The organism is Bacteroides acidifaciens (genome assembly GCF_024623065.1).
GTDB classification, from domain to species: Bacteria; Bacteroidota; Bacteroidia; order Bacteroidales; family Bacteroidaceae; genus Bacteroides; species Bacteroides acidifaciens.
The window spans coordinates 1-15,449 of sequence record NZ_JANJZR010000040.1; the positions used below are offsets into that span (position 1 = coordinate 1).

At 43.8% G+C, this 15,449-nt stretch carries 11 protein-coding genes; 8 read left to right on the forward strand and 3 right to left on the reverse strand.

Annotation, left to right across the window (positions count from 1 at the left end):
• Positions 1-338 precede the first annotated feature (338 nt).
• The 8 genes from NSB03_RS12380 (at position 339) to NSB03_RS12415 (ending at position 9,765) form a co-directional block, all read left to right on the forward strand.
• Positions 339-608, forward strand: coding sequence for a hypothetical protein (locus NSB03_RS12380; protein ID WP_024988832.1), 270 nt, complete (start codon positions 339-341; stop codon positions 606-608).
• A gap of 7 nt (positions 609-615) precedes the next feature.
• Positions 616-1,170 carry a 1-acyl-sn-glycerol-3-phosphate acyltransferase gene (locus tag NSB03_RS12385; protein WP_024988831.1) on the forward strand — a complete coding sequence of 185 codons (555 nt, stop codon included), beginning with the start codon at positions 616-618 and terminating at the stop codon, positions 1,168-1,170.
• Positions 1,171-1,207: 37 nt separating this feature from the next.
• The gene (locus NSB03_RS12390; protein WP_024988830.1) at positions 1,208-1,984 is read left to right on the forward strand and encodes an amidohydrolase; all 777 of its coding nucleotides are present in this window, start codon (positions 1,208-1,210) and stop codon (positions 1,982-1,984) included.
• A gap of 148 nt (positions 1,985-2,132) precedes the next feature.
• Positions 2,133-4,124 carry a glucosamine-6-phosphate deaminase gene (locus tag NSB03_RS12395; protein WP_135038860.1) on the forward strand — a complete coding sequence of 664 codons (1,992 nt, stop codon included), beginning with the start codon at positions 2,133-2,135 and terminating at the stop codon, positions 4,122-4,124.
• A gap of 134 nt (positions 4,125-4,258) precedes the next feature.
• Positions 4,259-7,168, forward strand: a complete 2,910-nt coding sequence (locus tag NSB03_RS12400) for a golvesin C-terminal-like domain-containing protein (RefSeq protein WP_024987660.1) — start codon at positions 4,259-4,261, stop codon at positions 7,166-7,168.
• A 78-nt stretch (positions 7,169-7,246) separates the two neighbouring features.
• Complete coding sequence (locus NSB03_RS12405) at positions 7,247-7,561, forward strand: DUF8442 family protein (protein WP_120466380.1); 315 nt, start codon at positions 7,247-7,249, stop codon at positions 7,559-7,561.
• 2 nt (positions 7,562-7,563) lie between these two features.
• Positions 7,564-7,788 (forward strand): sulfurtransferase TusA family protein, encoded by a 225-nt coding sequence (locus NSB03_RS12410; protein ID WP_024987661.1) that lies wholly within the window; start codon positions 7,564-7,566, stop codon positions 7,786-7,788.
• A gap of 84 nt (positions 7,789-7,872) precedes the next feature.
• Positions 7,873-9,765, forward strand: a complete 1,893-nt coding sequence (locus NSB03_RS12415) for a YgiQ family radical SAM protein (protein WP_121765287.1) — start codon at positions 7,873-7,875, stop codon at positions 9,763-9,765.
• An 18-nt stretch (positions 9,766-9,783) separates the two neighbouring features.
• Here NSB03_RS12415 and mfd read toward each other — a convergent pair whose 3' ends face one another.
• The 3 genes from mfd to NSB03_RS12430 all read right to left on the reverse strand — a co-directional run bounded on the left by mfd (position 9,784) and on the right by NSB03_RS12430 (position 14,960).
• Complete coding sequence (gene mfd / locus NSB03_RS12420) at positions 9,784-13,158, reverse strand: transcription-repair coupling factor (protein WP_257466419.1); 3,375 nt, start codon at positions 13,156-13,158, stop codon at positions 9,784-9,786.
• Positions 13,159-13,240: 82 nt separating this feature from the next.
• Positions 13,241-14,452: an acyloxyacyl hydrolase gene (locus tag NSB03_RS12425; protein WP_128824372.1), complete on the reverse strand. Its 1,212-nt coding sequence runs from the start codon at positions 14,450-14,452 to the stop codon at positions 13,241-13,243.
• Positions 14,445-14,960 (reverse strand): hypothetical protein, encoded by a 516-nt coding sequence (locus tag NSB03_RS12430; RefSeq protein ID WP_024987663.1) that lies wholly within the window; start codon positions 14,958-14,960, stop codon positions 14,445-14,447. Before NSB03_RS12430 ends, NSB03_RS12425 begins: the two co-directional genes overlap by 8 nt.
• Positions 14,961-15,449 lie beyond the last annotated feature (489 nt).

Here is a 15,449-nt window from a genome sequence, read left to right on the forward strand (position 1 = left end):
CAGGGACTTTCGCAAATTTAATCACTTAAAAATTAGATGTTTAACAGCATAAATTTAAATTTTGTCATCTACTAAAAGAAATAAATAAAATTCTCCACATATTCATACCATTATACAATATCAGGACAAATTCCATTCAATAACGTCTAAATTTAATTCATATCATATATCCCATACTTTGATTTAATACCACAATAAAGAAATGTTTATATACATATAAAAAAGATATTAAAAAACTCCCTTATCTTATTTTTTCCCCGTATAATTCGCCCAAATCAAAGAAAGTGCCTATCTTTACCGCAAGTATTTTTTATTATTCACCATTAAATGTAAAGATTATGGCAAGTAGAAGAGAACTCAAAAAGAACGTAAACTATATCGCAGGAGAATTATTCACCGAGTGTTTAATCAACAATATGTTCATCCCTGGTACAGACAAGGTGAAAGCAGATGAACTGATGGCAGAGGTACTGAAGATGCAGGATGAATTTGTTACTCGCATCAGCCACACAGAACCGGGCAACGTGAAAGGTTTTTATAAGAAATTCCGTGCTGATTTTAATGCAAAGGTAAACGAGATTATTGAAGCTATAGGGAAATTGAACTAACAACAGAATGAAAAAAGCAATTTATAGCTTTATCTATTACCGCCTGTTAGGGTGGAAGACAAACGTTACGGTGCCTAATTATGATAAATGCGTGATATGTGCCGCTCCACACACTACAAACCTTGATTTATTTATTGGAAAACTATTTTATGGTGCTATAGGCCGTAAGACAAGTTTCATGATGAAAAAAGAATGGTTTTTCTTTCCGCTTGGAGTTTTTTTCAAAGCAGTTGGCGGAATTCCCGTCGACCGCAGTCGAAAAACTTCGCTAGTAGATCAGATGGTTCATAAATTTGCCGAATATAAAAAGTTTAATTTGGCTATCACTCCCGAAGGAACCCGTAAAGCGAATCCAAACTGGAAAAAAGGCTTTTATTTTATAGCCTTGAAAGCACAGGTTCCTATCGTCCTGATTGGTATTGATTACAGCAAAAAAACGATTTCGGCAACAAAAGCTATCATGCCGTCAGGAGATATTAATAAGGACATGAGAGAAATCAAACTTTACTTCAAGGATTTCAAAGGAAAACATCCGGAGAATTTTGCTCTTGGAGAAATATGATTTAAGTATTAGGTATTAAGTATAATACTTAGTTATCATGGAGTCTATCCGTATTTCTATCATACAAACTGATATTGTTTGGGAAAATAAACAAGAAAATCTCCGTTTGCTCCACGAAAAGCTGCAAAGTCTTCGCGGAATAACGGAGATTGTTGTTTTACCGGAGATGTTTTCTACCGGATTCAGTATGCAGAGTAAAATACTGGCAGAGCCAAATTCCGGAGAAACAATTACAACACTCAAACAATGGGCCGCCAAATTCCAGCTAGCCATTTGCGGAAGCTATATAGCAACAGAGAACGAACAGTTTTTTAACCGTGCGTTCTTTCTGACACCGGAAGGAGAAGAGTTCTATTATGACAAACGACATCTGTTTCGTATGGGACGGGAAGCCGAACACTTTTCAGCCGGTGATAAACGACTCATCATCCCCTATCACGGATGGAATATCTGCCTGCTGGTTTGCTATGACCTTCGTTTCCCTGTATGGAGCCGAAACATAGGCAACGAGTACGACCTTTTGATATATGTAGCCAACTGGCCTATCCCCCGCCGTCTGGTTTGGGATACTCTACTCCGAGCACGAGCTTTAGAAAATCAATGCTATGTATGCGGTGTCAACAGAGTAGGTATAGACAGATACCAACTTGCATATAATGGAGGAAGTAAAGTCTACTCCGCTTTCGGAGAAGAAATCGGCTCATTTCCAGATGGAAAGGAAGGAATAACGACAGTCAGTGTAAATCTCACTGCTCTCAACCAATTCAGAGAAAAGTTTCCGGTCTGGAAAGATGCCGATGAATTTCATCTATAGAATATGCTACAAAACAAATGTTAAAAACGGATTAAAACAGCAACAATACCTTGAAGCAGGTAATTAATAATATAGACTTCTTTTGTATCTTTGTCGTGAAAATACAGTCGTAAGGACGCTAATCTTACATAACTTAATTAACAACTTTATGAAAACAAATCTTAGTTCTCAAATCAGTCTCCACCGGGTCTCCCCCAGATACTACAGACCGGAGAATGCATTTGAAAAATCAGTCTTGACAAGACTCGAGAAAATCCCCACAGACATCTATGAATCTGTAGAAGAAGGCGCTAACTACATTGCTCGCGAAATAGCACAGACCATCCGCGAAAAACAAAAAGCAGGACGTTTCTGCGTATTGGCACTGCCTGGCGGCGATTCACCCAGACACGTATATACGGAACTTATCCGCATGCACAAGGAAGAAGGACTCAGCTTCCGTAACGTGATCGTATTTAACATGTACGAATATTATCCGTTGTCGCCCGACGCTGTCAACAGTAACTTCAACGCATTGAAGAATATGCTGCTGGATCATATTGACATCGACAAGCAGAACATATTCACTCCGGATGGAAGCATTGCCAAAGATACTATCTTTGAATATTGCCGTCTGTACGAACAACGTATCGAAAGCTTCGGCGGTATCGATATTGCTTTGCTAGGTATCGGTCGTGTAGGTAATATCGCATTCAACGAACCGGGTTCACGTCTGAACTCTACCACTCGTCTGATTTTGTTGGATAATGCATCACGCAATGAAGCAGCCAAGATTTTCGGAACTATGGATAATACTCCCATCAGTTCTATTACGATGGGGGTAGCTACCATTCTCGGTGCAAAGAAAGTTTATCTGCTTGCGTGGGGTGAAAACAAGGCAGCCATGATTAAAGAGTGTGTGGAAGGTGCCATCACTGACACAATTCCTGCATCTTATCTGCAAACGCACAACAACGCCCATGTAGCTCTCGACCTTTCGGCAGCTATGAACTTGACACGTATTCAACGTCCGTGGCTGGTAACTTCCTGCGAGTGGAATGACAAACTGATCCGTAGCGCTATCGTCTGGTTATGCCAGTTGACCGGCAAACCGATCTTGAAATTGACAAATAAGGACTATAACGAAAACGGTTTGAGTGAACTATTGGCACTTTATGGTTCTGCATACAATGTAAATATCAAGATTTTCAATGATTTGCAGCACACCATCACCGGATGGCCGGGTGGCAAACCGAATGCCGATGATACTTATCGTCCCGAACGCGCCAAACCATTCCCGAAGCGTGTGATTATCTTCTCTCCGCACCCGGATGATGATGTGATCTCTATGGGTGGAACGCTCCGCCGCCTGGTAGAGCAAAAACATGAAGTACATGTAGCTTACGAGACTTCCGGCAATATCGCCGTAGGTGATGAAGAAGTGGTTCGTTTCATGCATTTCATCAATGGCTTCAACCAACTTTTCAACAATAGTGAAGATCAGGTTATCAATGAGAAGTATGCAGAAATACGCAACTTCCTAAAGAACAAGAAAGATGGTGATATGGACAGTCGTGACATTCTGACTATCAAAGGACTGATTCGTCGTGGTGAAGCCCGTACGGCCTGCACTTATAACAATATACCATTGGAACGATGCCACTTCCTCGACCTGCCATTCTACGAAACAGGTAAGATTCAGAAGAATCCTATCAGCGAGGCAGACGTAGAAATCGTACGGAACCTGCTCCGCGAAGTGAAGCCTCATCAGATATTCGTAGCCGGCGACCTTGCCGACCCGCATGGAACACACCGTGTGTGTACGGATGCTGTTTTTGCCGCTATCGACCTCGAAAAAGAAGAGGGTGCAAAATGGCTGAAAGACTGCCGTATCTGGATGTATCGTGGCGCATGGGCTGAATGGGAAATTGAAAATATTGAAATGGCAGTGCCCATCAGTCCGGAAGAACTCCGTGCAAAACGTAACTCTATCCTGAAACATCAGTCTCAGATGGAAAGCGCTCCGTTCTTGGGCAATGACGAACGTTTGTTCTGGCAACGTAGTGAAGACCGCAATCGTGGTACAGCCACTTTGTATGACAAATTAGGACTGGCTTCCTACGAAGCAATGGAAGCATTCGTGGAGTATATTCCACTATAAGGAAAATCATTCTTAATTAAGAGAATATAAAACAATGAAAGAAGAGTGGGAAGTTTGAATACTTCTCACTCTTTTTTTGTTTATTTTTGCAGGATAATTCATCACAGTGAAAATGAGAACAAAAGCAATGAATAATGAAAAAGATAATAGTGTTTCTTCTATGCCTTACTGTAAGTGCTAATTTTCTTTTCGCTCAAGATATTGAAAGGAATGTAAAAGAAAGATTAACGGATTATTTCGGCAAATATACCGCAACAGCCAAAATCAGCACTCCAAAGCTGAATAGTATTGATATAAATTATGACCGTAAGACAATTACCGTCTATACCTCGGAGAGTTTCGCTTATCAACCTTTCCGGCCGGAAACCGTAGAGACAATTTATAACCAGGTGAAAGAATTACTCCCGGGCCCCGTCCACTATTACCAATTGATGATTTATGCGGACGGAAAGCCCATTGAGGAACTGGTTCCTAATTTCTACCGGAACAAGAAAAAGGACAAGGGACGAATGTCCCTGAACGTGGATTATAAAGGAGCCCCCTGGGTAAAAAACATCTCACGCCCGAATGATATTTCACGTGGATTACAAGACCGTCACATCGCAATCTGGCAAAGCCATGGCAACTATTTCAAGAATGACAAGAACGAATGGGGATGGCAACGCCCCCGCCTGTTCTGTAGCACAGAAGATTTGTTCACCCAGTCTTTCGTACTTCCTTATGTGATTCCCATGCTGGAAAACGCAGGTGCTATCGTTTATACTCCCCGCGAACGGGACACGCAAAAGAATGAAATCATTGTGGACAACGATACGCCTGACGCTTCTCTTTATCTGGAAGTAGGAAGCAAAAAAGCGAAGTGGGCAACGGCTCCTGTAAAAGGATTCGCTCTAAAGAAAACGATTTATAGGGATGGAGAAAATCCGTTCAGCGACGGAACCTGCCGTTTTATCTCCACCGAAAGAAAGAAAAAGAAGAATAAGGACCAGGTATTTGCCGAATGGGTACCTACCCTGCCGGCAACAGGCGAATATGCCGTTTACGTTTCTTATCAGACATTGCCGAATAGTGTAAGCGACGCCAAGTACCTCGTTTTCCATAACGGTGGAGTTACGGAATTTAAGGTAAATCAGAAAATAGGTGGCGGCACATGGGTTTATCTTGGCTCTTTCGAATTTGACAAGGGAAATAATGACTACGGCATGGTTATACTAAGCAACGAAAGTAGCGAACATGGTGTAGTATGTGCCGACGCGGTACGTTTTGGCGGGGGAATGGGAAATATTTCCCGAGGGGGAAAGCTCAGCGGACTACCTCGTTATCTGGAAGGAGCACGTTACTCGGCACAATGGGCAGGAATGCCTTATGATGTATATGCCGGACGCAAAGGTGAAAATGATTATGTAGATGATATCAATACACGTTCCAATACCATCAATTATTTATCAGGTGGTTCCGTTTATAACCCGAACCGACCGGGGTTGCGTGTGCCGTTAGAACTGACAATGGCACTCCATAGTGACGCAGGATGCAGTAAAACAGACGAGTTGATTGGTTCACTCGGCATTTACACGACCGACTTCAATAATGGCAAGTTGAACACAGGAACAGACCGGTATGCGTCACGCGACTTAACGGATATTCTGCTCTCCCAAATTCAGAAAGATATCCATTCGAGCTATAACCTACCCTGGACACGCCGAAGCATGTGGAACCGGAATTATAGCGAGACACGGCTTCCCGCTACTCCCTCTACGATTATCGAATTACTTTCTCATCAGAACTTTGCCGATATGCAGTTAGGACATGATCCGAACTTCAAGTTTACCGTGGGACGTGCCATTTACAAAGGTATCTTGCAATTCATTACCAGCCAGCATGACAAAGAATATGTAGTGCAACCTTTGCCTGTGAGCAATTTTTCTGTCCGTTTCGGAAAAAAGAAGAATACGCTGGAACTGTCTTGGAAAGGTGAGGATGATCCGCAAGAGCCTACTGCCCGTCCACGGGAATACATTGTATATACGCGCATCGGTTATGGAGGCTTCGACAATGGAACTTTAGTCAGCCAAACGTCCCACACCGTTAAAATAGAACCGGGGCTCGTTTATTCATTTAAGGTAACTGCCGTAAACCGCGGCGGGGAAAGTTTTCCCTCCGAAATCCTTTCCGCTTATAAAGCCAAACGTGAACAGGAAAAGGTATTAATCATCAATGGCTTTGACAGAATCAGCGGTCCGGCGGTCATCAATACTTCTGATAGAGCAGGATTCGATTTATCACAAGATCCCGGAGTTCCGTATATATCAAACATCTCATTTTGCGGAGCACAAACAGACTTTGACCGTACACAAGCCGGAAAAGAAGGACAAGGCAGTCTGGGACATAGCGGTAATGAATTGGAAGGAATGAAAATAGCAGGGAATACATTTGATTATCCTTTCATTCACGGAAAGGCAATTCAGGCAGCCGGCAAATATAGTTTTGTGTCATGCAGTGACGAAGCAGTAGAAAACGGATTGGTTACGTTGGAAGAATATCCGATAGTAGATTATATCCTAGGGCTGGAAAAAGAAGACCCCGCAAGTAAAGCTTATTACAAAACATTCTCTTCGGCTATGCAACGGATTATCACCAGCTATTGCCAGTCTGGAGGTAATCTATTTGTCAGTGGCGCCTATGTGGGAAGCGATATGAGCGGAACGCAAGGAAACCGGGAATTTACGGAAAGAACTTTAAAATATGGTTACCAAAGTAGCTTGACAGATAAGACTTCAAACCGTATCAATGGATTGGGACGCACGATTACTATTCCACGTGTGCCCAACGAGAACAGTTATGCTGTTCCTGCACCGGATTGTATCGTTCCGGTAGATACTGCTTTTCCCGTATTTACTTATGCTCCAGGCAACCAAAGCGCAGGCATCGCCTACAAAGGAAACTACCGCACTTTCATATTAGGTTTCCCATTCGAAAGTATCCAGTCGGAAGCTGACCGGGCAACTATTATGGCAGGCATATTGGGATTCTTTACACAGAAATAAAAAATATCCCATTTTTTAATCTGTTTCTCATTTTATATTCTATCTTTGCTACTGTAATAACCCTTAAACTAAAAAACGATGTATACCATACAAGCAAATCCCAGCGGTACACGCAGCATAGAAGTATCTAACGAGAACTTGAGAACGATTGAGAAATATACCCTGTTCCGCCATCTTATCGACAGTAACGGTATTGTAGATGAAGCAGTTCTGGATAAGTTGAAACTAAATATCCGCTCCCTTATCGCCAGTCAGGAAGAAGACAGCAAAGACTTGCTGGACCTTTGTATCGATGTGATTTATCACAATAATATGAAGGCATTCGGTTTGCAGCAGCTTATAAAACTTTATCTTACCTGGCTTTCCAGTCCGAAAACGGAAGTAGAGGAGTAACGATGATTACGGTAGATACTCGCGGAACGACAGCTTACAGCCCGCTGATTCCAGCAATCAAAGCCATGTGTGACACTTCTCCCGGTGAAACGATAGAGATTATTATGAACCATACCGATGCATTCCAGAATTTGAAAGAATATCTTTCCGAGCAAGGTATCGGTTTCCGCGAAATCTACGACGGAGAACAAATGACATTAGAGTTCACAATCAATAAGAAGTTTTGAAAAAACATCCTAATGATTGAAGTTAAACATCCCAATGAATAAAAAAATCATTGGGATGTTTTTTATTATCCTTATCTTTGCGGCATGAAAGAATATCGATTGACCGACTGGTTACCCACTACAAAGAAAGAAGTAGAACTTCGCGGATGGAATGAACTGGATGTCATTCTCTTCAGCGCGGATGCTTATGTGGACCATCCATCTTTTGGCGCTGCCGTTATCGGGCGTATTCTCGAAGCAGAAGGTTTGAAAATAGCCATCGTACCTCAACCCAACTGGCGTGATGACCTGCGTGACTTCAAGAAGTTGGGACGTCCCCGCCTGTTCTTTGGCATTTCCGGCGGATGCATGGACTCGATGGTAAACAAATATACCGCCAACAAACGGCTGCGTAGTGAGGATGCATATACCCCGGACGGTCGTCCGGATATGCGTCCGGACTACCCTTCTACTGTCTACAGTCAAATTCTGAAAAGACTTTATCCCGATGTTCCCGTTATCTTAGGCGGCATTGAAGCCAGCATGAGACGGTTAAGCCATTATGACTACTGGCAGGACAAGATACAAAAAAGCATTTTATGTGATAGTGGTGCGGACTTACTCATTTATGGAATGGGTGAAAAGCCGATTGTAGACTTAACCCGGAAAATGAAAAGTTTACTTCCCACAAAAGAAGCGTCATTAACGACCAATGACTTTAAAAAGATTATTGGAACAATCCCGCAGACAGCCTATCTCTGCCGTGAGACAGAGTGGATTTCCGATGCGGAAGATATCCGGCTCTATTCACACGAAGAATGCCTGACGGATAAGAAGAAACACGCGAGCAATTTCCGGCACATTGAAGAAGAGTCCAATAAATATGCTGCTGCACGTATCACACAAGCCGTCGGAAACAAGATAGTAATAGTCAATCCCCCTTATCCACCGATGAGCCAGGAAGAACTGGACCGTTCTTTCGATTTGCCATATACCCGCCTGCCGCATCCTAAATATAAGGGAAAGCGGATTCCCGCCTATGATATGATTAAGTTTTCCATCAATATTCATCGGGGATGCTTTGGTGGTTGTGCGTTCTGCACCATTTCCGCTCATCAGGGAAAGTTTATTGTCAGCCGTAGTAAAGAGTCTATTCTAAAAGAAATAAAAGAGGTTATCCAGTTGCCGGACTTCAAAGGATATTTAAGTGACTTGGGTGGTCCTTCCGCCAATATGTATCAGATGAAAGGGAAAGATGAATCTATCTGTAGAAAATGCAAACGACCGTCATGCATCCATCCGAAAGTTTGCCCGAATCTAAATACCGACCATCGCCCATTATTGGATATTTATCATGCGGTAGATGCTTTACCCGGTATTAAGAAATCTTTTATCGGCAGTGGAGTACGTTATGATCTGCTGCTTCATCAGAGTAAAGATGCAGCCATCAACCGCAGTACCGCCGAATATACCCGTGAGCTGATTGTCAATCACGTTAGCGGTCGGCTGAAAGTGGCTCCCGAACATACTAGTGCACGTGTATTGTCGATAATGCGCAAACCTTCTTTCGAGCAATTTGAGACATTCAAGAAGATATTCGACCGAATTAATAGGGAAGAGAATCTGCGCCAGCAACTGATTCCTTATTTTATCTCTTCACACCCGGGTTGTAAGGAAGAAGATATGGCAGAACTCGCCGTTATCACCAAACGCTTGGACTTTCACCTGGAACAAGTGCAGGACTTCACTCCCACTCCGATGACTGTAGCCACCGAAACATGGTATACGGGGTTCCATCCGTACACCTTGGAACCAGTATTCAGTGCTAAGACCCAACGGGAGAAACTAGCTCAACGGCAATTCTTCTTTTGGTATAAGCCGGAAGAACGCAAGAACATTATCAATGAATTGAGACGAATCGGGCGTTCGGACTTGATAGACAAATTATATGGAAAAGGAAAAGAAGTAGAAAGAAACAAAGTCAGAGGTAAAAGATAAATAGACAGAATTGTCTGTCTATTTATCTTTTACCGGCAATGCCACAATCTCTTGCAGCACACCGACTGCTGTCTCTACATTCAACACATCCTTGATCAGCATACTCCGTTTTCCATTCTGTTCCCTCAAATCGCAACGACGGGTATATTTCATCATATAGTCTATCACCTTACCGAAAGCCTGGCTCTGGTAGAACGGACTATCCGGATTGGATACAAAGAACAAGGTCATTCGTCCGCCTTTCAGGAAAATCTTCTCTGCTCCCAGACGTGCTGCGAGACGGCGGAGAGGTACAATACGCAACAACTCCTGCGTTTCAGGCGGAACCGGACCGAAGCGGTCTTCCAAGCGAGAGCGGAAAGCCTCCACATCCTTATCCAATGTCAGTCCATCGAGTTCACGATAAAGCAACATACGTTCGCTGCTGCCGGTTACATAGTTGGCAGGCAATAAAAGTTCGAGGTCACTTTCTACCTGACACTCCTCTACAAATTCTTCTCCACTAATTTGTCCTTCACCTTTTATTTCATCAGCATACAGTTCTGCAAATTCGTCTGTTTTCAACTCACGGACAGCTTCGGTCAGAATCTTCTGATATGTCTCATATCCCAAATCAGCGACAAACCCACTTTGCTCAGCTCCAAGCAAATTTCCGGCTCCACGAATGTCCAAATCCTGCATGGCAATATGAATACCACTTCCCAAATCACTAAAGTTTTCAATCGCTTGAAGACGTCGTTTCCCTTCGGTGGTCAAACTGCTCAACGGAGGAGCCAACAGATAACAGAATGCTTTCTTGTTACTACGCCCTACCCGTCCACGCATCTGGTGAAGATCACTCAAGCCGAAGTTTTGCGCCTGATTAATAATGATGGTATTTGCATTCGGAATATCGATACCACTTTCGATGATTGTGGTTGCCAAGAGCACGTCATAGTCATAGTTGACAAAATCCAGAATAATTTTCTCCAGTTCTGCCGGTTCCATCTGCCCGTGTCCGATTACTACACGGCAATCCGGAATATGGCGCTCGATCATTGCTTTCAGTTCCGGCAAGTTCGCAATCCGGTTATTGACGAAAAAGACCTGCCCGTTGCGGCTCATCTCAAAATTGATGGCATCCGTTATCACTTCTTCATTAAAAGTATGCACTTCGGTCTGAATCGGATAGCGGTTGGGCGGCGGAGTGGAAATCACGCTCAAATCACGCGCGCCCATCAACGAGAATTGAAGGGTACGGGGAATCGGAGTAGCAGTCATTGTCAGTGTATCTACATTCACCTTCAACTGACGCAACTTTTCTTTTACGGAAACTCCGAATTTCTGTTCTTCGTCAACAATCAGCAGTCCCAAGTCTTTAAACCGGACATCCTTGCCTAAGATACGATGGGTACCTATCAGAATACCGACATCTCCATCCTTCAGTCCTTTCAATACAGCTTTGGTTTGTGCGGCAGTACGTGCGCGGCTTAAATATTCCACCCGGCATGGCAGTCCTTTCAGACGTTCGCGGAATGTCTGGAAATGCTGGTAAGCAAGCACCGTTGTCGGAACCAGAACGGCCACTTGTTTATTATCGGCAACGGCTTTGAAAGCGGCACGGATCGCAACTTCTGTTTTTCCAAATCCTACATCTCCACAGACCAGGCGGTCCATCGGGCGGTCACTTTCCATATCCGCTTTGACATCAATCGTCGCCTTACTCTGATCCGGGGTATCTTCATAAATAAAGGATGCTTCCAACTCACGCTGCAAGAAACTATCGGGGCTATAAGAGAACCCTTTTTCCTGACGACGCTGCGAATACAATTTTATCAAATCGCGGGCAATATCCTTGATTTTACTCTTCGTACGTTCTTTCAGTTTTTCCCATGCCCCTGTACCTAATTTATTAAGTCGGGGAGCCTCTCCCTCCTTACCTTTGTATTTGGAAACTTTATGCAGTGAATGAATGGAAACGAACACTACATCTTCATTCTGAAACACCAGTTTCAAAACCTCCTGCGTAGTATCACCATTCGGTATACGCACCAAACCGGAAAAACGCCCGATACCATGATCGGTATGCACCACATAATCTCCCGGAGTAAACTGGTTCAGTTCTTTTAAGGACAGTGCCACTTTTCCCGAACGGGCTTTATCACTTTTCAGATTATATTTATGGAAACGGTCAAACAGCTGATGATCTGTGAAGATACAAAGCCGTAGTGTGTTATCTACAAACCCTTCGTGTATGGTACGCTCTACGGGAGTAAAATTAATCTGATCGCCCCGGTCTTCAAAAATAGCCTTGATACGATCTGTCTGCTTCATACTGTCACTACAGATATATAGCGAATAACCTTTTTCCAAATAATCTTTGAAGGAAGAAGCTACCAAATCGAAATTCTTATGAAAGATGGGTTGGGCAGATGTATTGAAAGTAACACTGGCATTCGGCGTTCCGGTTGGTTTGTTCCCAAATTCCAATCGGCGGAAATCGAGTGCACGTGCAGTAAACTCGCTGCCGTCTATCAATTTTCCCTCCAATGTAATGCCTCCATTCTCTTCGGCTTCCTGGACAGCTATTGCCTGGGGAGTCAACGCCTCGTCATGCACCACCTGGATTCGTTCACGCAACCAAAGAAAATCGCGCATTGCCAAAGCTGTATCTTTCGGGATAAAATCCAGAAAGGAAGTTGTCACGTCTCCCGTCACTGCTAAATCGGGAACAATAGACACTCCACTTTTCTTCTCGCGGGATAATTGGGACTCCACTTCAAAGGTACGGATACTTTCTACTTCATCGCCAAAGAAGTCGATACGATAAGGATATTCCGAAGCAAAAGAGAAAACGTCGATAATGCTGCCGCGAACGGCATATTGCCCCGGTTCATATACATAGTCTACGTATTCGAAACCATAACTATGCAACACATCCGTGATAAAAGCGGTGTCCACTTTCTCGCCAACATTCAGTTTCAGGGTTTTGTCACTCAATTCCTTTCGGGACACCACCTTCTCCGCCAACGCATCCGGATACGTGACGATGCACAATCCTTCCTCTCCCTTTTGCAAGCGGCTCAATACTTCCGTACGCAGAATCTCATTCGCTGCGTCTTTTTGTCCATATTTAATAGAGCGACGGAAGGAAGATGGAAAGAACAGCACCTTTTCCGTGCCCAATATCTGCGTCAAGTCATGATAAAAATAGCCGGCTTCTTCAAGGTCGCCCAAAATAAAGACAAACGGGCAGCCACCCTCTTGCACCAATACGGAAGAAAAAAGAGAAGCGGCGGACGCGCATAGTCCACCACAAAAGATAGTTTGAGCGGAAGTGTCCTTCAACAAGCGCTTCATTACTGCCATATTGGGGTGGGCGGCATATTGCCGTTGCAATTCAGTTATTGTCATACCTCATTCAAAAAATTACGCGCAAAAGTACAAAAAAAATCCAAACCGTTTCTCCATCCTGTCACTCTAACGTCTCCATTCGTCACTTTGCATTGAATCTGAAGCCAAGTCCCAACATCAAGTTGTTGGGGTATCTGAAGTCATACAACTGATAGCCGGTATGTATAAAAACGTTCTTCGTCAGGGTTGTTTTCAGCACAAAGGTCTGATAGAAAGCGTTTGTATCGGCACCTTGGCAGAAGAAATTCTTGCCAATGCCCAAGTTGATGGAGAAAATGGGCATCACGATTTCCGCACGCGCCGAGAGTCCTGCCGAAAACTGTTCTTTGAAAGCGGGACGATAGAATTTCACCTCTTCAGGATTGGAAGGGATATACTCGTTGGCTATGTGCTTCATGATGTTGGCGCTTTCATCGTATTGCAAATCCAAGGACACGCCCGCCCGGAAATATTTGTTGAAGTTGTAAAGAGGATTGAAATTGAGTCCGATGATACCAAAAGAGCCCGGCACCATCAGCGGGTTCGCGCCTTCGGGCCAAATGCCTTTCTTCCGTGTGGCACCGTAAACGACAAGGTCGTAACTTACGAATTTTCTGAAAGGCGTCCGGAGCTGCCGTCCGACAGAATGCGTGCGATGGGGCTCTTCACGGTCGCCCAAGAAGTGAGTGACGCCTACCGATGCTCCCAAGGTGTTGACTCCCGAGTTCGGATAACGGGTGTTTCCGTTTGAATAGTGTGACATACCTACACCGGCACGCAGATAGGTGTGTGATGAAATCCGCCAGTTGAGCAGAAAACCCAGATTGATGTAGGCATTGATTTTCGATCCCACTACCTCGTTGTACGGGTTGTCGAGCTTATCAAACTTCTTCCATCCGAACGACGCGCCGAAATTCCATTCGTAGTCGAACGACAGACGGGAAGTAATGTCGGCAATCTTTGATGTCTGAAAGACGTAGACGGCAAGCGGATTGCCCACTTCGGCAGTATTATGGTAGGTGTTGTAAGCTACACCGATGCCCTGTACAGCATACGGATATCTCCTACCCGTTTCCGTATCGGGCGAGAACTTGAAGCCATACTTCAGATGTCCCGAAAGAGTGGAGTTGATGCTGTTTCCCGTACGATTGACGCCTCTAAAGAAATCGTGCGTAGGAAAAACGTACGCCGGACGGAAATCGACACTAAGCGCATGTATCACCTTCCGTGAAACGGTGTCGGCTTCGGACGCGGAAAGCGAAGCGACCGATAAGGCTGCCGAGAGCACAAGCGGAAATATTCGGAACTTAATCATATTGTTCAGACTCCATCTTTTCCTTGAAAATTAAATAATTTATATAGCTCTGACTGTAAAGAAAAGCACTGAATTCGCGCTTGCCACCCGTTATCGGATTGGACGCATATACCTTGAGAGGGATTTCATACCGTTCAAGGTAATTGTAGACAACCACCTTCCTCTTATCATGCGCATCTATTTTCACCTCTACTGCCTTATCCTTATCCACATCTGCCGCTATGTATTGCTGTTTGATGCCAAAAGGTATTTTCGTATTCCCAAGTATGGGCTTCTCTTGATTGATTATATCCGGAATGACTATCGCGGGCAGATTGTCTCCGAAAAGCAGACTGTATTTTTCTTCCTCCCAGTTGTCGGAAGTGAAAGTAATCTCTGCCGTCCGGTTGTCCTCCGACATCAGAACGGTTGCCGCACCGTGTGGCAGATAATCGTCCACAAAGACATCGCCATTGCATGCGGCAAGGACAAGTCCGATTAAAGCGATATATATGGTCTCACATTTCATGCTGTCAAACAGTTAAGCAATCATTAACAGTTTCAAAAGTACGGTATTTTTTCACATTTATCATTCTGCAAGAAATTATTTATCCTGTTTTAACATACAAGATGTCTCATACCCACTCGTCGGCAACCGCTTGTTGACACATCAGGTATTAATAGAAAAGTTGCCGTCTGTTAATAGTAAACTTCCGATTTATCCGTAGTGAAATTCCGATTTACTGCCATCAAACTATAAACAAAGCTTTCATTTATAAAAACACAAGCTTCGTTTTTATAATCAAAGGCTTCGTTTATAAAAACAAAGGTTGCGTTTATAGTTGACAGTTGCCCGTCGGAAAGTCTGATAACGGCAACGAAGAAGCTTACTATTAATAAGGAAGAAGTTTTCCGTTAATACTTACGGGCACATCCATTAATACCTTAAACACCATTGTGCGGCACATACGGACGTGCCTCCACGTTAAATAATCCTTAGTTCTATCCATAACTAAAG

Bases quoted from the DNA above. Each gene is read 5' to 3' on its own strand.
- NSB03_RS12380 (WP_024988832.1), top strand. From the start codon at position 339: ATGGCAAGTAGAAGAGAACTCAAAAAGAACGTAAACTATATCGCAGGA.
- NSB03_RS12415 (WP_121765287.1), top strand. From the start codon at position 7,873: ATGAAAGAATATCGATTGACCGACTGGTTACCCACTACAAAGAAAGAA.
- NSB03_RS12400 (WP_024987660.1), top strand. From the start codon at position 4,259: ATGAAAAAGATAATAGTGTTTCTTCTATGCCTTACTGTAAGTGCTAAT.
- NSB03_RS12425 (WP_128824372.1), bottom strand. From the start codon at position 14,452: ATGATTAAGTTCCGAATATTTCCGCTTGTGCTCTCGGCAGCCTTATCG.
- mfd (WP_257466419.1), bottom strand. From the start codon at position 13,158: ATGACAATAACTGAATTGCAACGGCAATATGCCGCCCACCCCAATATG.
- NSB03_RS12395 (WP_135038860.1), top strand. From the start codon at position 2,133: ATGAAAACAAATCTTAGTTCTCAAATCAGTCTCCACCGGGTCTCCCCC.
- NSB03_RS12390 (WP_024988830.1), top strand. From the start codon at position 1,208: ATGGAGTCTATCCGTATTTCTATCATACAAACTGATATTGTTTGGGAA.
- NSB03_RS12430 (WP_024987663.1), bottom strand. From the start codon at position 14,960: ATGAAATGTGAGACCATATATATCGCTTTAATCGGACTTGTCCTTGCC.
- NSB03_RS12405 (WP_120466380.1), top strand. From the start codon at position 7,247: ATGTATACCATACAAGCAAATCCCAGCGGTACACGCAGCATAGAAGTA.
- NSB03_RS12410 (WP_024987661.1), top strand. From the start codon at position 7,564: ATGATTACGGTAGATACTCGCGGAACGACAGCTTACAGCCCGCTGATT.
- NSB03_RS12385 (WP_024988831.1), top strand. From the start codon at position 616: ATGAAAAAAGCAATTTATAGCTTTATCTATTACCGCCTGTTAGGGTGG.